Genomic DNA, 18162 nt, shown 5'->3' on the forward strand with positions numbered 1-18162 from the left:
CGTTTGATTCATACGTTCGTTTGATTCAAGCATATGTAGAGTCCCTCGTGTGGCGACCCCAGACACCCGCACCCAGATCCTCGACGCGGCCGAGCACCTCTTCGCCGAGCACGGATACCGTGGCACCTCGGTCCGCGCGATCACGAAACTCGCCGGGGCGAACCTGGCCGCCGTCGGCTACCACTTCGGCTCGAAGGCGGAGCTGATGGGGGCGGTCGTCCGCCGTGTGGTCGAGCCCATCACGGCTGCCCAGTGCGCCGGGCTCGACGCATTGCTCGCCCGGACCCCCGAACCATCGGTCAGTGAACTGGTGGAGGCGTTCGCGGGGCCGCTGTTCGACGAGATGCCGGCCGGCGGCGAGGGGGGCGCCCGGACGTCCCGGCTGATCGTGACGATCCTCAGCGACCCGGCCGAGGAAGCACGCAGCTGGACCGGACCGGCCGATGACTCGGTCCGTGAGCGCTACTTCGCAGCCTTCACGCGCGCACTGCCCGGCGTTTCCTCGGAGGAGCTGGCGTTCCGGATGCGGGGGATTTTCGCCGTAACGGCCGTCGACCGCCTTCAGGTTCACCAGCAGTCCACACCCGGCTGTATGTCCCCGGTGGCGGGCGACGCTGCCCGGCGATGGGCGATCACGTTCCTCACGGCAGCGATGAGTGCGCCGCCGATCCGGCCCTGACGACCCGGACCTTGACCCGGCCCCGGCCCCGGTCGGTCCACTGAAGGTATCGCGCGTGGACGCAGGACCATGAGCGAGCCATCCCACGTCGCCACCATGGCAAAGGGGAACCGGTCGACCTCCAGGCACAGCGCAACGTCGTCAGGATGCACCCCTTGACGCACGCCCTCCGTCAGTTCAGCGGCGGCGCGTGACGTGGCAGCGCGGCGGACGAATGGAGCGCTGTCCGGACCGGATCACCGGAAACAGGTGATCAGTGACCACTCCGCGCCGTGGGCCGTGTCGGCTTGGCACGACGGATCCTGGCCTCACCGAGCAGGGATGTGCGCCGCTCCGAACCGACGCTTGGCCATACCGAGGCGTTCATACGTGGCGATGGCAGGCGCGTTGCCGGTGAGCACCATGAGCGCGGCGCGGCCGTAGCGGTCGACGAGGGCGTCCAGGACGAAGGCGGACACAGCGAGGGCGAGCCCCCGCCCGCGGGCGCCCGGGTGGGTGACCACCCCGCCCATGAACCCGCACCCGGCCGCGGACCACGCATCCGCCGCGACCGCCATCGGCTCCGCACCGGCGTTGCCGTCCACCGTGCCCACCACCCCGGCCCATCGGCGCACGCCCGCGCGACCAGGCTGCGCATAGGAGTCGGGGAAGAAGCGATCGAACAGCGTTGTCGCTTCCTTCTCCTCGTGGGTCTCCAGCCACCGCACGCCTGGGGTGGCGACGCCGCAACGGGACGTGGTCTCCATCCAGAGGAAGTGGTGGACCGGCACCAGGCCGGGCAACTGCCGCACCAGCGCATCGATGAGTTCGGCCTCTCCCAGAAGCCGGTAGGACGCGCCGACCTCCTCCAGAACCTGCCGCACCAATACGACCGCGTCGGCGCTGTCACCGTCGACCATGAGCCGGTCCTGTTGCTGACTGGGGCTGGCGACCGCCAGCGCCGCGCCATGGCGCCAGGCCCGCACCCCCGGTCCCAGGCTCTCGCCGCCTTGCCCCTGGGCGGCCCACACCAACTGCCCGTGACCGCCCGTGGTCTGCTCGATGTCGCTGAGGCGCGTGAGTTGCTCCATGTGTCGTGCCTACCACGCCTACCAGGAATTCCTGGAACTTCTGGAACTCCTCGATCCGTCCAGGGAGTCGACGTACGCGGAGAGTTGCCCGGCGGCGTACAGCTGGGCCGTGCCACGGGACCTGAGGTCGCGCCGCCACCCTTCCAGGGTCCTGGTGAGCGCCTCGGGGCTTCCGGCGTCGCGGAGTTCTCGGAGGACCGTGGCGATGGTGTCCAGGGGCTGGCCTCCCCGGCGTAGCAGGTGGGCGAGTTCGGCGTCGCGTACGTCCTGTGCGACGTACTGGCGGTGTCCGCGCGGGTCACGCTGTGGGGCGAGGACTCCGGCGCGTTCCCAGGCGCGCAGGGTGGCCGGGTCGAGCGAGAGGTGGCGGGCGAGTTCACCGATGCTGTACGGCGCCGAGCTGTTGTACGGCGACAGAGCGCCGGACAACGTATCGGGGGTGGAGGCTCCGAGGGATGAGAGTGCCGCTTCGACGGTTCGGAGCGTGTCGCGGTCGCGAGCCAGGAGGCAGTGCCCGTCGTCGACGTACTCCAGCGCTTCGTCGAGCCGGCCGGCGGTGACGGCCCGCATGATGCGACGGCTCGTCGAGTAACCGAAGGCAGGTACGAGCGCCAGGTAGGCCGCGAGGCCGGCGGCGTGAGTGGCGGTGTAGTTCCGGTACCCCGTGCGGCTGCGCTGGGCCGGCGGGATGATGCCGCCGTCCTCGTAGTTGCGGACCGCCTGCGTGGAGAGGCCATGACGACGGGCCAGGTCCACGGGCCGCATGTGACCTCCGGTTGAGGGTTGGGACGGAAAGTGGGCGGAGAAGTGGCGCAGAGTCTCCACCGGGCGTTCAAGGATACGATTCAGGTCCATGGCACAGAGCAAGCACACAGTGTCCGGAGACTTCGACCTGACGATGGACGAGTTGCGCGTCGTGGCGCGTTACGTGGCCCGGCACGCAGAGGACGTCCTATCCGTTTTCGAGCAGGCCGTTCCCGACGATCCGCGTCCACGTGCGGCGATCGAAGCGGCCTGGGTGTTCATCAACGGCGCCAACAGGACGATGTCGCAGCGCATCACCTCCCTCGACGCTCATCGAGCCGCCCGATACGCACCCTCCGAAGCCGCACGACTGGCAGCGCGATCTGCCGGTGACGCGGCGTCGGCCGCATACCTGCACCCCATCGCCCAGGCCGGCCAGGTCGGCCACATCCTGCGAGCCCCCGCGAGCGCCGCACACATCGCGCGGATCGGTGCGGGTGGCGATCCCGCGATGGTGGACGCCCCGCTGGAACGGTCGAGGCGGCGCGCGACACCGGTGCTCATCGATGTGCTCTGCCGCTACCCGCCCGTGGCGGGCGGCAGCAGTCCCGTCGCCCGGCTGATGAGCACTCTGGACCGCTTTCTGCGTCAGGCCGGTGGGCAGCCGCCAGGGCGCACTGAGGCGGGCGGGGTCGATGCGCGCAAGGAGAGGAAGTACACGTCGTGATCCTTCCGAAGGTCCGCGACCCCCGCTTCGTGACGATCCGCAGCGGCGGGACGCTCACCGATGCGGATCACCACCTCCTCGCGCTCTGGGCCGCCGCCTGTGCGGAGCATGTCCTCGGCCTCTTCGAGTCGGCCCGGCCTCAGGACCCACGACCGCGTCAGGCGATCGAGCAGGCGAGGGCCTGGGTACGTGGCGAGGTCAGGATGATGCAGGCGCGCGCGGCGGGCGGCCATGCGATGGGGGCAGCCAGAGATCTGAGCGGGGCCGCACGGCATGCCGCGTACGCCGCAGGCCAGGCCGGGGCCGTCGCCCATGTCGCCGCGCACGAACTCGGTGCGGCAGCCTACGCGATCAAGGCCGCACGTGCGGCGGCACCGGAGGGCGAGAGTGAGACCGCGGGACGAGCCGAGTGCCGGTGGCAGCGCAACCAGCTCCCGGAAGCGATCCGGGAACTCGTACTCGATGACCAGCGGCTGCGCAACGACATCTGCTGGTCGGTGTTCGACTGCTGAGCCGAAGCCCGCTCTTCGGTGGGGGTCCTCAGAAGCCTCGGCCGAGCGTCGTCCCGGCACCGCCGAAGAGGGATCCGAGAACATCACCGGCGAACCGCAGGCCGCTCTTCTCCTTCGCGGTGAGGTGATGCGGGTCGTTCGTGGGCGCGGCGGACGCGGTGCCTGTGGCGAGAGACCCCGCGAGGACGAGACCTGTGAGCACGATGGCGATACGTCGAGACATGTTCATACTCCTGCGGTGTGTGACTGCGGCGCTCAGCGCGCGCACCTGGTACGGCCGGCGCACGGCACATGTGCTGAATGTCTGACGCCGGATGGTATGTGTCCGGGAGCCCGCACTGTTGGTGGCGCGCCACCCGGCACCCCCATCGGGGCAAACACTGCGGCGCCACACCACGATTCTCGGCGAGTTCAGACATCTCGGAGACCACCTGTTCCAGGGCATCAACTGCCAGCTGTTGAAGGCTTGCAGGGGCCAGGCGATTCCTGAACAGCACAGGTTCAAACGGGATGAACAAGCCTCGGAGGTGGACATATCCTGCGGATCATGACTGCGGTATTTGTGCTGGACGGAAAACGGATTCGAACGCTGGACGACTTCTGGCGGGTCATCATGGACGCTTTCGACAGTCCCGGGCGCCAGTACTTCGGCAGGAACCTCGACGCTTTCGCCGACTGCCTCAGTGGCGGCCCCGGACACCCCGACGTCGATGACTACATGGTCGAATGGCGCGACCACGAAGTATCGCGTGATCATGATCATCTCGGATACCCGGAGACGGTGCGCCAACTGGAGCTTCAGCAGGCGCGGTGCCACCCGTCGAATCGAACCGCCGTCGCGGCGCGACTGGCCGCGGCCTGTGACCAGCATGGACCGACCGTCTTCGACCAACTGGTCGAGATCTTCGAGAATCGTGCTCCCGGCGTTTTGCGGCTGCAGTAGCTCGGTTGCCCGGACCTCTGGTACGCAGATCGGTGGACTGCTCGGCCAGGACGAGGCCGACGGCCGCTGCCCGCCTCGTGCCCTGCCAGCGGTGACCGGGAAGCCGTCGCCGTCCTCATCGGCTTGTACAAGTAATTGCGCCGTTCATGGAGCCGATGACCACTCCTTCGACGTCCATGACGGTGGCGGTGCGAGCGTGTTGGTGCGCGTTGGTCACATCGCTGACTGCTACTCACCGAATCGTTCCGTGGACGAGGTTGCCTTCATGCCGTTGCACTACCGGTCCTGTACGTTCCGCTACAGCCGCAGGAGACCCCCTGTCATCGACGGGCTCGACCTGCATTTCTCGTCGGGCAACACCGTGCTCCTGGGGCCCAACGGCGCCGGCAAGAGCACTCTGCTCGCGCTCGGAGCGAGCGCGAGTGCGCCCCAGAGCGGGGAGGTCCGCTTCGGTGAGCTGCGGTCCTCGAACAGCAGGACTCTGCGCGACTACCGACGCAAGGTCTCCTGGCTTTCCCAACGGGCTGCGTTCCTTCCAGGTATGACATGCCAGGAACACGTCGCCTACGTCGGCTGGCTCAAGGGAATGAGGGAGCGTGAGGCGTGGAGTGCCGCCCCCGCAGCGATCGAACGTGTCGGACTGACGGCCAGGGTGAAGGACAAGGTCGGCACCCTGTCCGGTGGACAACAGCAGCGGCTGGCCATCGCCCAGGCCCTGGTCCACGATGCGGAACTTCTCCTGCTGGATGAGCCCACGGCCGGCCTTGACCCCAGCCAACGCCGCAGGTTCCACGATCTGCTCGTCGAACTCCGTGGAAGCGTGCACGTGATCGTCTCCACCCACGACATAGCCGATCTGGACCAGGCCTTCGACGAGGTCGTGGTGGTGGAGGACGGCACTGCCAGGTTCCAGGGCGGGGTGGCGGAATTCGAGAATCACGCCGACCCCGAAAGCGTTCCGGGGCGACGTATGGAGAGTGCGTACTCGGCTCTGCTGGGAGTCGTGGAACAGTGATCGCACTCGGGAATCTGCGTGCGTCCTCCGCTCCCTGGCTGTTACTACCGGCGCTCCTCCACATGGGAAGTCTCATCAGGGGCGAAAGCCTCTGGGGCATACCCGATTACGGACCCGCGTCGGGTGAATTGGCCTCGTGTGGAATCGCCGCGATCGCTCCTGCGGTTGCTGGTGCCGCGGCCTGGGAAGCCGGCCGTCAGCGAAGTCTGGGGGACATCCGGAAAGTCAGTTCACGAAGCACGGTGAGCCGGTGGTTCTGGGCAGTCCGACCAGTCTTCGTACTCCATCTCCTTCTCGTCGCCGGCGCCCTCATCATGGCCAGGCTCGCAGTCGGGGTCTGGCCCGGCGGCTCCGGACTGTTCGCCGTCGGGCACCTGTTGCTGCTGCCCTGCGGCTGGATGGTCATCGGTTGGGTGGTGGGGCTGCTGTGCCCCCGCGCCGTGGCCGCACTGGTCGCCGCGGTCGGCAGCTGGGTGTGGCTGGCCATTCCGCAGTCCATGAGCGCTCCCGCCTGGCGCCATCTGGCCGGATTCCCGACCGAGAGCTCCACGCTGACCGACACGCTCGACCCGCTGGTCTACCTCATCCCATGGCTGGTCACAGCAAGCCTCGCTGCGGCCGTCGTGCTGCTGACCGGTGTCCGCCGCAGGCCTTGGCTGCTCGCCTGCAGCGTGGCCATCGTCGCAGCCGTACTGTTCGCCGGCCGCGTCCTGGTGTCGGACTGGGGGTACAGCCCACTGATGGATGCGCGTGTGGGCCACACCGCATGCGTGGGTACGGCGCCCGCACTCTGCCTGCCCGAGGAGTACGAGCAGGAGGCAGCCGCTCTGCGCCTCGATGCCTTGCCTGCTCTGGAGGCACTGAGAGCCGCCGGAGTGCCCGGCCCTCGGACGCTTCGCATGGCCTCCGACGACCTCGATCTGAAACCGGGCACCTGGCCCCTGTACTGGTCGCCGGAAATCTCCACGCAGGACTTCGAGACACACCTCGCGCGGTCGGCCGTCGTCGGCGTTGCCGCACTCCACGGAGTGCGTGACTGCCAGCAGCCGTACCTGGCCGACTCATGGGCGCAACTGGTCGTGGGTGCGGACGAGGAGGACGTGCGAGCGAGCGTCCCTCCCCAGGAGTGGGCACAGGTACAGCGGATACGCGAACTCCCGGCCACGCAGCAGGCCGACTGGTTCACCAAAGCCGCCCAGGACCAGACGCACTGTGTGGCAGGCCAGACATGAGGCTTTACTTCTCCGTCGTACGACGCTGGTGGGCCGTGCCCGCAGCACTCGCACTGCTCACCCTGGTCTGCTGGACACTCGGTGGGACAGAGGTACCCGTCCCGAGTTTCCTGGGCGGCATGGTCGGCACGCGCGTCGAGTACTTCACACCGATTCTGGTCATCGGGGCGGTCCTGTACTGCGTCGACCGCTGCCTCAGCGCCCCGGAGGCCACAGCAGTCGTGCGTGTGCGGCGCTGGGACCTGACGGTCGTCACAGCGGCTGTGGCGGTGTGCCACCTGCTCGGCCTGGTCGTGGGCATGGACATCCCACGCAACCTCATGGTGCTTCTTGCGGTGGCCCTGATCGTCCGGCGACTGAGCAACGAGGCCGCGGCCGGCGCCGCCTGCCTGCTCCTCCTGCTGGTCAGCGCCAGCCTCGGCCGCGCCTACCAGCCTTCCGGACAACCTGTGGGCCGCTGGTGGGCCCTCACGCTCTACCCACCCGAGAGCCTGAGCGCTTGGACGGCAGCAGTCGTGCTGTTCGGATCGGGGCTACTGGCATCCGGCCATCGACTCTCATCGAACCGCTCCCCGCGATGACCGGCAGACGACGAGGCGGCGATCCCGAATCCCCCGAATCCCTTACCGCGTCGCGTCATGACGATCCTGATCATCCGTACACGTACGCGCGGTGCATGATCTTGCGGCCGGCACTCGGGACGGTGTCCTCTTCACCGATGACATCCGCTGCCCTGTACACGTCGGGGACCTGGCCGCCGCTCTGCTGGAACTCGCATTCGATGGAGCGAGCGGCGTTCACCATGTGGCAGGGGCCGACGCCATGAGCCGGCATGAGCTCGGAACCCTCATCGCCAAGCGCGGTGGGCTCGACGCCTCCCGGCTTCCTGCCGGCCTGCGGGCCGCCGGCGCGCTTCCAGGGGCGCTCGATGTCCGCCTCGACAGTCGCGTCACCCAGCGCATGCTGAAGACCACGTTGCGCGGCGCCCGCCAGTTTCTCGCGTAGGCAGGGCCGGACCACCAGCGCACGGCTTCTCCTCCCTACACCGGCTCCCCGTGCTCCAGGTACACAGCCAGCCCTTGCTCACGGGCCCGCACACACGCCTCGACCCGCACAGCGAGCCGCTCCACCAAACGCTCCCTGATCCGTGAGACCGCAACGAATTCCATGGCCCCCAGTTCCTCGGGCTGCAAGCGGATCTCCGCCAGCCGGTCCTCGCTGAGCACCCCGCCGTCGAACACATAGGCCAGGCTCTCGCTGCGCCCCGGCCGTGGGCCGCGCCAGTCCACGCCGAGGAGCTGCCCAGGTGTCCACTCCAGCCCCAACTCCTCCCTGACCTCTCGCGCCGCGCCGGCGCGAGGGGACTCGTCCCGCTCCACGGCACCGCCGGGGATCTCCCACAAGGGTTTGTAGACCGGATCCACCAGCAACACCCGCGCCTCCAGGTCAAAGAAGAGGACGCCGGCGGCGACGCGCTTCCGCGGCAGCGTCCGTTCGTACTCTTCCGGGCTCAACTGCACGTCCATGGCAGGACCCAAACACACCCGCCCGGAAAACCAGGGACTTCTCGCACCACCGGGAACACAACCGTTGCAAGACGCTCCGCCGGCCTGGACGCGTCGGCCGATCGGCGTGGGGCTCGGGCGGCCTGTCGGTGGGTACTGCCGTGCGCACGGTGGCCCTACAGCCTCGTACGGAGGGCGAGCCCGCCCTGACCTCGCTGGAGCTGGTGGAGGTCTTCCTGAGCGCCGGAACCACACATTTTCTGGACTTGCAGGTCCAATTTGTTCGTCGCACAGTGGCACTCCGCCCCGGCTTCCCAGGGCCCCGACCGGTCGGAAGCGCCATGCGGTTCGGCCGTGCGTTTCGAAGCAGATGACCAAGCAAAGGAGTGAATCATGTCGACGCGACTTGAGGGTAGGACCGCCCTGGTGACCGGAGCCACCAGCAACATCGGACGAGCCATCGCGGAGGCCTTCGCAGCCGAGGGGGCGCACGTCGTCGTCTCCGGCCGCAGCGCCGGACGCGGCAAGGAGGTCGTCGACGGCATACGCGCCCGGGGCGGCCGCGCCGACTTCCTGGAGGCCGACCTGGACGGCAGCGCTGCCGCCTCGCAGGCGCTGGCCCGGGAGGCTACGCGGGTACTAGGCGGCCGCATCGACGTACTGGTCAACAACGCGGGCATTTTCCCCGCAAACAACACAGCAACCACCGACGAGAAGACCTTCGACCAGGTCTACGCGGTCAATGTGAAAGCCCCGTTCTTCCTCACCGCGGCCGTCGCACCAGCCATGGCGGAGGCCGGCGGCGGAGCGATCATCAACCTGGGCTCCTGGATCGCCCGCCTGGGCGTTCCGATCAGTGCCCTCTACAGCTCCACCAAGGGAGCCACGGAAACCCTGACCCGCGCCTGGGCGGCGGAGTTCGGGCCGCAGGGTGTCCGGGTGAACGCCATCTCGCCGGGCGTCGTGCAGACGCCCGTCCCCGGCGAGATCCGCCCCGGCGAGGTCATGATGAAGGGCACGCCCGCGGGCCGGACGGGGACCCCGGACGCCATCGCGAACGCCGCCGTCTATCTGGCCAGTGACGAGTCGGCCTTCGTGCACGGCATCGTGCTCGACGTCGACGGCGGTCGCACCGCGGTTGCTGTCATCGCCGGCTGACACACGCACGCGCTGTCGCCCTGGGCGAGGAAAGGCGGTGAGGGGTGCGGCGCCGGGTCACGGGCCTGCACTGCCCGCGTGGCGCAGGTCCGCGATCCCTTGGCCGAGGGCGGCGCGTAGGTGAGCGGACCGGCCCGTCGACAGCAGGATCGACACGCCCCCTTGGATCGCGGCCAGCAGCGCCGCAGCCCTGGTGTCGACATCGAGCGTCGCGGGAAGCCGGCCGGTGGCCTGTAGCGACCGGATGCCCACCGCCAGGGCCTCCTGCCAGCGGCTCATCAACTCGATCACGATGGCCCGTGCCCCGGGGGTCGAGCGCCCGATCTGTTGAAACAGCGATCCGAGCGGGCACTCGTCCCCCTGGACCTCGTACCGCTCGATCATCACGTCCCGCCACTGCTCCCAGGCCTCCCATGAGTCCAGACGGCCCAGATACGGCTGCTGGTCTTCCAGCACTTGATCCGCCTCGAACTGGGCGACCGCGAGCAGCAGTTCGTCCTTGCCTTCCGGGAAGTAGTGGAACAGCTGACTCTTGCTGGTGCTGGTCCGCGCCATGATGTCGTCCAGCCTCGCCGAACCGACACCCTTCTCCCGCAGCACCGCCGCGGCCCCCGCGACGATCCGGCCGCGCGTCGCCTTCCCCTTCGTCGTCAGCTCCCCGCGCAAGACCTGCCTCCTCGAAATGGACTCCGCGGTCCAGTCCAGTGTAGTCCCGGCAGATGTCCGTGCCGCGGTCGAGACGACCCGGGCCACGGGAAGAACAACGGTCCGATCACCGCTGCACCGCGCGGCGATCACAGCCAGCCGTTGGCCTCCGCGAGCCGCGCCGCCTCGGCTCGGGTCCGGGCCTGTGTCTTGCCGATCGCCGACGACAGGTGATTGCGTACCGTGCCCTGGGACAGCCGGAGCGCCCTGGCGATGTCAGCCACGGTGCCGCCCTCGGTGGTGGCGCGCAGCACGTCCGTCTCGCGCTCGGTCAGCGGGCTCGTACCGCCGGCCAGAGCCTCCGCGGCAAGGGCCGGATCCACGAAGCGCAGCCCGGAGTGGACGCGTCGGATGGCGTCGACCAGCTGTTCGGGCGAGGAGTCCTTCACGACGTACCCGGCCGCGCCCGCGGCCATCGCCCGCGCGAGGTAGCCGGGCCGGCTGAAGGTCGTGCAGATGATGGTGCGGCAGCCGGGCAGCGCCCGCTGGAGGTCGGCGGCGACAGCCAGGCCGTCCCGGCCGGGCATCTGCACGTCGAGCAGCGCGATGTCGGGCGCGGTCCGCTGCGCGGCGGCCAGGACCTCGGAGCCGTTGCCGATCTCGGCGACCACATCGATGTCGGATTCGAGCCGGAGCACGGACGCGAGGGCGCCGAGTACGAGCGCCTGGTCGTCGGCCAGCAGGACGCGGATCATGTCGGCTCCGGTTCGGGCGAAGGTGTGAGATCGCGGTCGGGGCCGGAGGTCGGGACCGGCCCGCGGGCGAAGACTCGGAACCCTCCGCCGACGGCAGGCCCGTGTTCGAGCGTGCCCGACACGGCGGCCAGCCGTTCGGCGAGGCCGGTGAGTCCGTTCCCGGCGCTCTCCACGCCGATGCCACTGCCGTTGTCGGTGACCTCGGCCCAGCCGGGACCGACGCGGACGGTGCACACCTCGGCGTCCGAGTGCCGCAGCACGTTGGTGACCGACTCCCGCACGACGTAGCCGAACACCTCGCGCAGCTCGGCGCGCACGGAGCCGGTCGCGGCAGGCAGATCGGCCCGTACGCCGGCGGCATGCAACGCCATACGGGCGCCGGCGAGCTCACTGTCCAGCGAGAGGGTGCGGTAGCCCGAAATGGTGGCCCGTACGTCGGACAGCGCCTGGCGCGCCATGCTTTCGAGCTCGGTGACCTGGCCCACGGCGAGCGTCACGTCTCCGGAGGACTCCAGGATGCGCCGCGTCAGCCCCAGCTTGACGGTCATCGTGGAGAGGCTGTGGCCCAGGACGTCGTGCATGTCCCGGGCGACTCGGCCCCGTTCCTCGTTCACGGCCAGCCTCCTGACCTCCTCGCGCGCGGCCCGCAGGTGACCGATCGTGAAGTTGAGCGCGAAGACGGTGCCGAGTGCCGCGGTCACGCCCACGAGGATGGCCACCTGCACCCAGGCCACCTCACCCTGGGCGATACGCATCCAGACGATCTGCCCCAGCACCGTGACGAGGCCGAGCAGCAGCGCATGGCGCAGCGGCAGCAGCATGAATCCGACGGAGAGGGCGAAGGTCAGATCGGTCAGACAGGACGGCGACGCGAGAAGCACCGCCGGTGCAGCCCCGAGCAGGAACATCACGGCCACGATGATGATGCGCCCCCGGCGCAGCGCCGCCGGCCCGTACCAGGGCGCCAGCATGCAACCGATGCCGTAGCAGGCTACGAGGCCGATCGCGAGCGAGGTGAGCAGGGGAGACCCGGTGCCGTGCGCGATGTCCTCGGCCCGGGCGATCAAGGTGAGGGAGGCCAAGGTCATGGCCGTGGCGACGGCCACACGGCCCCGGCCGCGGGCTCTGGAGCCGCCCGGCCGGCCCTTCCAGAAACTCCAGTCCGGCCACTGCCCGACGGAGAACTCTTCCGGATCGTGTGCGCTCACGTCGGTCATGCTACGGCCCGGCTGCCGCGGGAGGCACAAGCGGCGTCCCGGGAGTGAGACATGGGTCATGCAGGCAAGCATGGCCCGCCCACGACCAGTGCCCCGGTTCCGGTTGTCACCCGGTCATGCATGACACATGGCATGGGTCGGACCGGCGGGCCGATGCTGTGATGGGGCCATGTTGCACGCGAAGAGGATCCATCTGCCGAGCCAGGAGTACGAGCTCACCGAGGACGGCCGCGCGCTGGCCACGTTCTCGTTGCGCCGAGGCAGCATCGGCGCGCGGTTCACACTGCACGGGGCCGACTACGCCGTCCGCACCCACCGTTTCAGCGGTGTCTACGAACTCCTCGACGCCGACGGGACCGCCGTCGCGACCACGGACCGGGTGCGCCGCAGCTGGAACATGACGTGCTCCGGGCGGGCCATCCCCTTCCGGCAGACCGCGGCGGCAGGCCGGGAGTACACGATGACCGGCGACGACGGTCAGCCCGCAGGCACGATCCGCCGCACCGGACATGTCCAGTCCCAGACGACCGCCGACCTGCCGGGTCTGGAACTCGTGCTCCAGGTCTTCGCACTCGTCGTCACGCTCCTGCGCAGGCGGCGCAAGAGGGCGGCGGCCGCCGTCCGGTCGACCTCCTAGGACGCGCATGCTCGGACCGGGTGCGTCCGAGTGCGTCCGGGTGCATCCGGGTGCGTCCCGGTGCATCCGGGGGAGGACCTCGGCAGCAGCGCCCGCTCGTGCTCGAAATGCCCGCCTCGGGCTGCGATCCGTTGCTCAGCAGTAGTCGGGCAGCGCCATCGCCGAGTGTGCCTCGCGTCCTTCCTGCGCACTCGCCATCGCCATCTCCTTCGCCGCCACCTCCGGATCGCGCACCAAGGCGTTGCGGGCATCGAGCTCCTCGCGCGTCGCGGGCGTGACCACCGAGCCGCCGTTGGTTGCCAGCGCCTGGTTGAGCTCCGCGAAGGGCCGCATCCTGCGCTCGTAGGCCGCGAAGGCCTCGGCGTGGTCCGCGTGTGAGGCGAGCTCGCCGGCCAGCACGTACGCGCCGACGAGCGCGACGCTGGAACCCTGACCGGAGAGGAACGAGGTGGCGTGTGCGGCGTCCCCCGCCAGTACGACGCGTCCCTTCGACCACGTGGGCATGTGAATCTGGCTCACGATGTCGCAGAAGAGGTCGTCGGCCTCCCGCATGGCCTCCACCAGGCGCGGCACGTGCCAGACCTGCTCGGGGAAGTGCGCGGCGACCAGGTCGCGTTGGGCCTGCGGGTCGCGGAAGGCGTCGAAGGGCGCGGTTTCGCTGGTGAAGGTGAGGAAACCGTGCACACGGTCGGTCTGCTCGTAGGCGTAGAGGACCGCGCCGCGTCCCGGCTCGTTCCAGAGAGCGGCCTCGTGTGCGTACCCGAACTCGTTCGGCAGCGTGAAGCCGGCGAACACGCGCCCGAGGTAGTGGTGAAAGGGCTCCTCGGGACCGAAGACCAGCCGGCGCGTGTTCGAGTGCAGCCCGTCCGCCCCGACCACGAGGTCGAAGGTGCGGCGTATCCCGCTGTCGAAGGTGACGTGCACGGCGTTCCCGGTGTCGTCGAGTGTCGCGATCGAGTCGTTGAAGAGGAACTCGACCCGCTCCCGCACCGGCGTGTGGAGCGCGTCGGCCAGGTCGCCGCGCCGGACCTCGAGGTCCAGGCCCGACTCTCCGCCGGTGAACTGCTCGGGCCGCACCGAGCCGACCGTGTCGCCCGCCGCGTCCACGAAGGTGATCCGCCGGCTGTCGACATGGGCCTCGGTCAGGCGGGGCAGCAGGCCCATGCGGTCGACGACCTCGCGGGCCGTGCCGCGAATATCGATGGCGTACCCGCCCCCGCGCACGGCGGCGGCCCTCTCGACGACGGTCACATCGAAGCCGTGACGGTCGAGCCAGTAGGCAAGCGCGGGGCCCGCGATACTGGCTCCTGAGATCAGTACGCGACGGGCGGGACGAGACTTGTTGTCGGTCATGGTTTCTCACCTTTCCGCCGGGGCGGACCCCGGGGTGACGAAGGCGGTACGCGTGGCATGCACACCAAAGATGCGTACCTTAGGTATCTTTATCTGGGTCATAGGGTGCCGCCATCGGCGCCGACCACGCCCGACTATATAGATACCTAACTCAGGTATGCAAATGGAGACGTCATGACGACCGAGCCACCAGGGCCTCCCACGCCGGAGAACCCGCCACCCCCCGACCTGCTCGCCGTGCTGCCCCGGATCACCCAGCTCAGCGGCGCCCTCACCAAGGGGCGGCTCATCGAACACGCCACCGAGGCGGCCGGCCTCGCTCTCGACCGTCCCGCGGTGGGCGTGCTGGTGGCCCTGCGGACCGCGGACAAGCCCCTGCGGATCGGGGAAATCGCCGACCGCATGCAGGTCGTGGGTCCGCACGTCACCCGGCAGGTTCAGGCCCTGGAGAAACGCGGTCTCGTGCGGCGCGTCGCCGATCCCCACGACCGCCGCGCGAGCCTCATCGAACCCACCGAGGCGGGCACGGAGGCCGCCAACCGGTACGTGACCTCCCTGCTGGGCTGGTTCGCCAAGGCGCTCGCCGACTGGCCGCAGCAGGACCGCGACGACCTCACCCGTCTCCTCGCCCGTCTCGCCGACGACGTGACGGCGCGGCTGGCCCGATTCGACGAGGAGGAAGGGGGAGGGGTGTGAACAGCCGGCGGGCCGGTCTCAGACCGCGACGGAGACCAGGTCCACCACGAAGAGGAGTGTCGAGCCCGCCGGGATCAACGACGAGAGCGACCGGTCGCCGTAGCCGAGGCGTGGGGGAACGATGATCTCGCGCCGGCCGCCGACCCTCATCCCTCTGACCCCGCGGTCCAAGCCCTTGATGGCCTTGCCGCCGCCCACGGCGAATTTGAACGTACGGCCCCCGTCCCAGGAGGTGTCGAACTCCCTGCCGGACTCGAAGGTGACCCCGACGTAGTGAACCTGGACCACCCTGCCCGGCTTCGCCTCGGGCCCGTCCCCGACCACGAGGTCATGGATCGTCAGCTCGGTGGGAGCGTCACCCTCCGGAAGGCCGACCTCGGGCTTCGTCTGTTCACTCATGGGGTCACCGTACGGCCTGGCCGATGGGGAACGTCACGCCGGTGAGCTCCTCGGAGACGCTCCACAGGCGCTGTTGGGTGGCCTGGTCGTGGGAGTCGGTGCTGGACGTGACCAGCTTCGGGTATCCCCGGACCTCCCCGCGGTTGCCGGGGCCGTAGTACTGCCCGCCGACGACGGCCGGATCGGTGGCGGCACGCAGGGTGGGCAGGGCGCCCATCGCGGCCTTCTGGGTGAGCAGCGGCGCGAGCCAGGTGACAGGCACCCGAAGCGCGGCGGGTGTGTTGCGGGTGAGGTCGGTGTTGGACATGCCGGGATGGGCGGCCACGGCGACCGTGGTGCCGTGCGGTGCGAGCCGGCGCTGCAGCTCGTAGGTGAACATCAGGTTGGCGAGTTTGGCCTGGCCGTAGGCGCCGGCGCGGCTGTACGAGCGCTCCCACTGCAGGTCGTCGAAGTGGATGGCGGCCCGGATGCGGTGGCCGGTGCTGCTGACCGTGACGACGCGGGAGCCGGGAACGGGCAGGAGTCGGTCCAGCAGCAGGCCGGTCAGGGCGAAGTGCCCCAGGTGGTTGGTGCCGAACTGCAGCTCGAAGCCGTCGGCGGTGGTCTGCTTCGGCGTGTACATCACGCCCGCGTTGTTGATCAGCAGGTCGATGCGCGAGTGGGCGGCGCGGAGGTCGGCCGCAGCGGAGCGGATCGAGTCGAGGGATGTCAGGTCGAGGGCCTGGACGGTGACGTCGCCGCTGATGCGGGCGGCTGCCTGCTCGCCCTTCTCGATGTTGCGTACGGCCAGGACCACGGTCGCCCCGCTCGCGGCGAGCATCCGGGCGGTCTCGAAGCCCAGCCCTGTGTTGGCGCCCGTCACGATCGCCACGCGGCCGCGCTGGTCGGGGATGTGTTGCTCGGTCCAGTTGCCGCTCATGACGCACTCCTAAGGAACCATCGGTCTGTTGTATGGATCAACGTAAGAGACTGCCGGTCTAATGTCAATAGACCGGCGGTCTGTAAGTTGGAGTTAGGGTGAGGGCGTGACATTTCAACGGGCGCGCAGCGAGGAGCAGCGGGAGATCCGCCGCCGGGCGATCCTGGACACGGCGGCGGCGATGCTCGACGAGATGCCCGTGTCCGAGGTGAGCCTCAACGAGCTCAGCCGCCGGGTAGGTCTGGCCAAGTCCAACGTCCTGCGGTATTTCGAGTCACGCGAGGCGGTGCTGCTCGAACTGCTCGACGTCTTCCTGGGGAGCTGGCTCGCCGAGCTGACGGACGAACTGGCCGCAGGCGTCGAGGCGCAGGCGTCGCCGGAAGTGCGGGCGGGGCAGCTGGCCGAGATCCTCAGCCGGTCGCTGTCGGAGCGGGTGGTGCTCTGCGATCTCTTCGGTGCACAGGGCGGCGTGCTCGAACACAACGTCTCGGTCGATGTGGTCAAGCGGCACAAGCGCTCCTCGCTCGCGAGGCTCGACGTCATGACCGATCTCGTACGCCGTCACCTGCCGGAACTCGGTGCCGGTGCGCAGCTGTTCTGCCTGATGAGCCTGGTCTCGGCGGGCGCCCTGTCGGCGTACGTCCCGCCGCCGCCCAGCCTCGTCGCCGCCTACGCGGAGGAGCCCGCCCTCGGCGTGCTCCACCTGGACCTGCGCGAGGCTCTACGGGACGCCTTCACCGCGGCGCTCGTGGGCGTGCTGCCGCGCGCCTGAACCCTGCCGTTCGCTGTGAGGCAAGAGGGTCAGGGCCGCTTGAAGCACCAGCCTCCGTTGCCTGAGGCGTGAGTGACCAAGGGCGTACGCGCTGCGCCTACCACCCGCTGAGGTCTTCCAGCGCGGCCCTGAGCTCGTCCGCGTCCGGTGGTTGTGCTCCGGGCCGGGTCGTGGCGAGCGCGCCCGCGGTCACCGAGCGGGTGAGCAGTGTGCGCAGCGCCTCCTGGGTGTCGGGCAGCTTTACGGACACACCGTTGCCCGGACTCTGCATCAGGAGGCCGTCGAGCAGGGCGGACTGGAAGGCGTCGCCCGCTCCGATGGTGTCCACGACCTGTACCTGTGGGGCGGCCACAGACACCTCGGGGGTGTCGGCCCCGATGTACGCGGAGGCCCCCTGCGCACCCCGGGTCAGAACAACCAGCTGAGGGCCGAGCGCGAGCAGCGCCCGGGCGGAGTGCCCGGGGGTGCGGTCGGGCCAGAGCCAGCGCAGGTCCTCGTCGCTGGCTTTGACGACGTCGGTGACGGTGGCCAGCTGTTCGACGGCGGCACGGTAGGCCGCACGGTCGGGCTGGACCGCGGGTCGGACGTTGAGGTCCGCCGATACCGCGCAGTCGGCACGGCCGTGCAGGCGCTCGCACAGCTCCAGCACTCTGCCGGCGCCCGGTTCGACCACGGTGGCCAGCGAACCGGTGTGGATCAGCGCGGCGCCGTCGTCGGCCGTCGGCAGCTCGACGGGGTCCCAGTGGGGTACGAATTCGTAGGTGGCGGAGCCGCTCTCCTCGTCGACGTACGCGAGCGCCACCGTCGTGCGTGCGGAGGCGCTGGGTGCGCGGACGACGTCGAGCCCGGTGCCGGTGAGGGAGCGCGCGACCAGTTCGCCCGGCGGGTCGTCGCCCCAGCAGGTCACGAGGGTGACGGGACGGCCGAGGCGGCGCAGGCCCGTGGCCACGTTTGCGGGGCTGCCGCCGGGGGCCGGACTGACCTCGTCCGCGCCTGGGCGCCATACGAGGTCGACGAGGCTCTCGCCGATCACGACAACGCGGGAGTCGGTGTTCATACGGTGGTCCTTCGGTGGTCCTTCTGACGAGTGAGGCCTCTTGGGGGCGGCCGACGCGCAGGAAGCCTAGTTGCCGGCGCCCACCTCGACGTGTGCGGTTCCGGCGGAGGTTCACGCCTGAAGCCGC

Annotated in this window: 22 protein-coding genes and 2 pseudogenes; 12 read left to right on the top strand and 12 right to left on the bottom strand. The window is 69.5% G+C overall.

The window, feature by feature from the left end:
- Positions 1-49: 49 nt before the first annotated feature.
- Positions 50-679: a TetR/AcrR family transcriptional regulator gene (locus tag OG623_RS33980; protein ID WP_406151457.1), complete on the top strand. Its 630-nt coding sequence runs from the start codon at positions 50-52 to the stop codon at positions 677-679.
- Between the two features lie 41 nt (positions 680-720).
- Here the strand turns inward: OG623_RS33980 and OG623_RS33985 are convergent.
- The 3 genes and pseudogenes from OG623_RS33985 to OG623_RS33995 form a co-directional block, all read right to left on the bottom strand.
- Positions 721-906: pseudogene (locus OG623_RS33985) on the bottom strand (2-phosphosulfolactate phosphatase); the annotation flags it as partial.
- Between the two features lie 81 nt (positions 907-987).
- Entirely contained in the window at positions 988-1749 is a 762-nt protein-coding gene (locus OG623_RS33990; protein WP_406151459.1) for a GNAT family N-acetyltransferase, read from the bottom strand.
- An 18-nt stretch (positions 1750-1767) separates the two neighbouring features.
- Positions 1768-2514, bottom strand: coding sequence for a MerR family transcriptional regulator (locus OG623_RS33995; protein WP_406151460.1), 747 nt, complete (start codon positions 2512-2514; stop codon positions 1768-1770).
- A gap of 88 nt (positions 2515-2602) precedes the next feature.
- On the opposite strand from OG623_RS33995, the gene OG623_RS34000 reads away from it, so the two are divergent.
- Both OG623_RS34000 and OG623_RS34005 read left to right on the top strand, forming a co-directional pair.
- Positions 2603-3220 carry a putative immunity protein gene (locus OG623_RS34000; RefSeq protein ID WP_406151461.1) on the top strand — a complete coding sequence of 206 codons (618 nt, stop codon included), beginning with the start codon at positions 2603-2605 and terminating at the stop codon, positions 3218-3220.
- On the top strand, positions 3217-3732 hold the full coding sequence (locus tag OG623_RS34005) for a putative immunity protein (protein ID WP_406151463.1): 516 nt from the start codon (positions 3217-3219) through the stop codon (positions 3730-3732). Before OG623_RS34000 ends, OG623_RS34005 begins: the two co-directional genes overlap by 4 nt.
- A gap of 28 nt (positions 3733-3760) precedes the next feature.
- On the opposite strand, the gene OG623_RS34010 is transcribed toward OG623_RS34005, so the two are convergent.
- Positions 3761-3955, bottom strand: a complete 195-nt coding sequence (locus OG623_RS34010) for a hypothetical protein (protein WP_406151464.1) — start codon at positions 3953-3955, stop codon at positions 3761-3763.
- A gap of 324 nt (positions 3956-4279) precedes the next feature.
- Between OG623_RS34010 and OG623_RS34015 the strand changes: the two genes are divergently transcribed.
- The 5 genes and pseudogenes from OG623_RS34015 to OG623_RS34035 all read left to right on the top strand — a co-directional run.
- Entirely contained in the window at positions 4280-4675 is a 396-nt protein-coding gene (locus tag OG623_RS34015) for a barstar family protein (RefSeq protein WP_406151466.1), read from the top strand.
- A gap of 247 nt (positions 4676-4922) precedes the next feature.
- Positions 4923-5690, top strand: coding sequence for an ABC transporter ATP-binding protein (locus OG623_RS34020; RefSeq protein WP_406151467.1), 768 nt, complete (start codon positions 4923-4925; stop codon positions 5688-5690).
- A gap of 314 nt (positions 5691-6004) precedes the next feature.
- Complete coding sequence (locus OG623_RS34025; RefSeq protein ID WP_406151469.1) at positions 6005-6922, top strand: hypothetical protein; 918 nt, start codon at positions 6005-6007, stop codon at positions 6920-6922.
- A gap of 35 nt (positions 6923-6957) precedes the next feature.
- The gene (locus OG623_RS34030) at positions 6958-7503 is read left to right on the top strand and encodes a hypothetical protein (RefSeq protein WP_406151470.1); all 546 of its coding nucleotides are present in this window, start codon (positions 6958-6960) and stop codon (positions 7501-7503) included.
- Positions 7504-7576: 73 nt separating this feature from the next.
- Positions 7577-7927: pseudogene (locus OG623_RS34035) on the top strand (sugar nucleotide-binding protein); the annotation flags it as partial.
- A 35-nt stretch (positions 7928-7962) separates the two neighbouring features.
- Here the strand turns inward: OG623_RS34035 and OG623_RS34040 are convergent.
- Entirely contained in the window at positions 7963-8448 is a 486-nt protein-coding gene (locus OG623_RS34040) for an NUDIX domain-containing protein (protein WP_406151472.1), read from the bottom strand.
- 372 nt (positions 8449-8820) lie between these two features.
- Here OG623_RS34040 and OG623_RS34045 point away from each other — a divergent pair, with 372 nt between their 5' ends.
- Positions 8821-9585: an SDR family NAD(P)-dependent oxidoreductase gene (locus OG623_RS34045; RefSeq protein ID WP_406151474.1), complete on the top strand. Its 765-nt coding sequence runs from the start codon at positions 8821-8823 to the stop codon at positions 9583-9585.
- A gap of 57 nt (positions 9586-9642) precedes the next feature.
- Here OG623_RS34045 and OG623_RS34050 read toward each other — a convergent pair whose 3' ends face one another.
- From OG623_RS34050 to OG623_RS34060, 3 genes are all read right to left on the bottom strand, one after another.
- Positions 9643-10251 carry a TetR/AcrR family transcriptional regulator gene (locus OG623_RS34050; protein ID WP_406151476.1) on the bottom strand — a complete coding sequence of 203 codons (609 nt, stop codon included), beginning with the start codon at positions 10249-10251 and terminating at the stop codon, positions 9643-9645.
- Positions 10252-10379: 128 nt separating this feature from the next.
- Positions 10380-10985, bottom strand: coding sequence for a response regulator (locus tag OG623_RS34055; RefSeq protein WP_406151477.1), 606 nt, complete (start codon positions 10983-10985; stop codon positions 10380-10382).
- On the bottom strand, positions 10982-12202 hold the full coding sequence (locus OG623_RS34060; protein ID WP_406151479.1) for a sensor histidine kinase: 1221 nt from the start codon (positions 12200-12202) through the stop codon (positions 10982-10984). Before OG623_RS34060 ends, OG623_RS34055 begins: the two co-directional genes overlap by 4 nt.
- Before the next feature lie 169 nt (positions 12203-12371).
- On the opposite strand from OG623_RS34060, the gene OG623_RS34065 reads away from it, so the two are divergent.
- Positions 12372-12839 (top strand): hypothetical protein, encoded by a 468-nt coding sequence (locus OG623_RS34065; RefSeq protein ID WP_406151480.1) that lies wholly within the window; start codon positions 12372-12374, stop codon positions 12837-12839.
- A gap of 135 nt (positions 12840-12974) precedes the next feature.
- Here the strand turns inward: OG623_RS34065 and OG623_RS34070 are convergent, their stop codons facing one another.
- Positions 12975-14192 carry an FAD-dependent monooxygenase gene (locus OG623_RS34070; protein ID WP_406151482.1) on the bottom strand — a complete coding sequence of 406 codons (1218 nt, stop codon included), beginning with the start codon at positions 14190-14192 and terminating at the stop codon, positions 12975-12977.
- A gap of 174 nt (positions 14193-14366) precedes the next feature.
- Here OG623_RS34070 and OG623_RS34075 point away from each other — a divergent pair, with 174 nt between their 5' ends.
- Positions 14367-14888 (top strand): MarR family winged helix-turn-helix transcriptional regulator, encoded by a 522-nt coding sequence (locus OG623_RS34075; RefSeq protein ID WP_406151484.1) that lies wholly within the window; start codon positions 14367-14369, stop codon positions 14886-14888.
- Positions 14889-14906: 18 nt separating this feature from the next.
- On the opposite strand, the gene OG623_RS34080 is transcribed toward OG623_RS34075, so the two are convergent.
- The gene (locus OG623_RS34080) at positions 14907-15287 is read right to left on the bottom strand and encodes an FKBP-type peptidyl-prolyl cis-trans isomerase (protein ID WP_406151486.1); all 381 of its coding nucleotides are present in this window, start codon (positions 15285-15287) and stop codon (positions 14907-14909) included.
- Between the two features lie 4 nt (positions 15288-15291).
- Entirely contained in the window at positions 15292-16206 is a 915-nt protein-coding gene (locus OG623_RS34085; RefSeq protein WP_406151487.1) for an SDR family NAD(P)-dependent oxidoreductase, read from the bottom strand.
- 106 nt (positions 16207-16312) lie between these two features.
- Here OG623_RS34085 and OG623_RS34090 point away from each other — a divergent pair, with 106 nt between their 5' ends.
- Positions 16313-16978, top strand: a complete 666-nt coding sequence (locus OG623_RS34090; protein WP_406151489.1) for a TetR/AcrR family transcriptional regulator — start codon at positions 16313-16315, stop codon at positions 16976-16978.
- 97 nt (positions 16979-17075) lie between these two features.
- Here the strand turns inward: OG623_RS34090 and OG623_RS34095 are convergent, their stop codons facing one another.
- Positions 17076-18035 (bottom strand): carbohydrate kinase, encoded by a 960-nt coding sequence (locus OG623_RS34095; protein ID WP_406151491.1) that lies wholly within the window; start codon positions 18033-18035, stop codon positions 17076-17078.
- Positions 18036-18162 lie beyond the last annotated feature (127 nt).

The organism is Streptomyces sp. NBC_01012 (assembly GCF_045162755.1).
Taxonomy (GTDB): domain Bacteria; phylum Actinomycetota; class Actinomycetes; order Streptomycetales; family Streptomycetaceae; genus Streptomyces.

Bases quoted from the DNA above. Each gene is read 5' to 3' on its own strand.
- OG623_RS34010 (WP_406151464.1), bottom strand. From the start codon at position 3,955: ATGTCTCGACGTATCGCCATCGTGCTCACAGGTCTCGTCCTCGCGGGG.
- OG623_RS34065 (WP_406151480.1), top strand. From the start codon at position 12,372: ATGTTGCACGCGAAGAGGATCCATCTGCCGAGCCAGGAGTACGAGCTC.
- OG623_RS34060 (WP_406151479.1), bottom strand. From the start codon at position 12,202: ATGACCGACGTGAGCGCACACGATCCGGAAGAGTTCTCCGTCGGGCAG.
- OG623_RS34000 (WP_406151461.1), top strand. From the start codon at position 2,603: ATGGCACAGAGCAAGCACACAGTGTCCGGAGACTTCGACCTGACGATG.
- OG623_RS34095 (WP_406151491.1), bottom strand. From the start codon at position 18,035: ATGAACACCGACTCCCGCGTTGTCGTGATCGGCGAGAGCCTCGTCGAC.
- OG623_RS33995 (WP_406151460.1), bottom strand. From the start codon at position 2,514: ATGCGGCCCGTGGACCTGGCCCGTCGTCATGGCCTCTCCACGCAGGCG.
- OG623_RS34025 (WP_406151469.1), top strand. From the start codon at position 6,005: ATGGCCAGGCTCGCAGTCGGGGTCTGGCCCGGCGGCTCCGGACTGTTC.
- OG623_RS34055 (WP_406151477.1), bottom strand. From the start codon at position 10,985: ATGATCCGCGTCCTGCTGGCCGACGACCAGGCGCTCGTACTCGGCGCC.
- OG623_RS34070 (WP_406151482.1), bottom strand. From the start codon at position 14,192: ATGACCGACAACAAGTCTCGTCCCGCCCGTCGCGTACTGATCTCAGGA.
- OG623_RS34085 (WP_406151487.1), bottom strand. From the start codon at position 16,206: ATGAGCGGCAACTGGACCGAGCAACACATCCCCGACCAGCGCGGCCGC.
- OG623_RS34045 (WP_406151474.1), top strand. From the start codon at position 8,821: ATGTCGACGCGACTTGAGGGTAGGACCGCCCTGGTGACCGGAGCCACC.
- OG623_RS34075 (WP_406151484.1), top strand. From the start codon at position 14,367: ATGACGACCGAGCCACCAGGGCCTCCCACGCCGGAGAACCCGCCACCC.
- OG623_RS33990 (WP_406151459.1), bottom strand. From the start codon at position 1,749: ATGGAGCAACTCACGCGCCTCAGCGACATCGAGCAGACCACGGGCGGT.
- OG623_RS34040 (WP_406151472.1), bottom strand. From the start codon at position 8,448: ATGGACGTGCAGTTGAGCCCGGAAGAGTACGAACGGACGCTGCCGCGG.
- OG623_RS34015 (WP_406151466.1), top strand. From the start codon at position 4,280: ATGACTGCGGTATTTGTGCTGGACGGAAAACGGATTCGAACGCTGGAC.
- OG623_RS34080 (WP_406151486.1), bottom strand. From the start codon at position 15,287: ATGAGTGAACAGACGAAGCCCGAGGTCGGCCTTCCGGAGGGTGACGCT.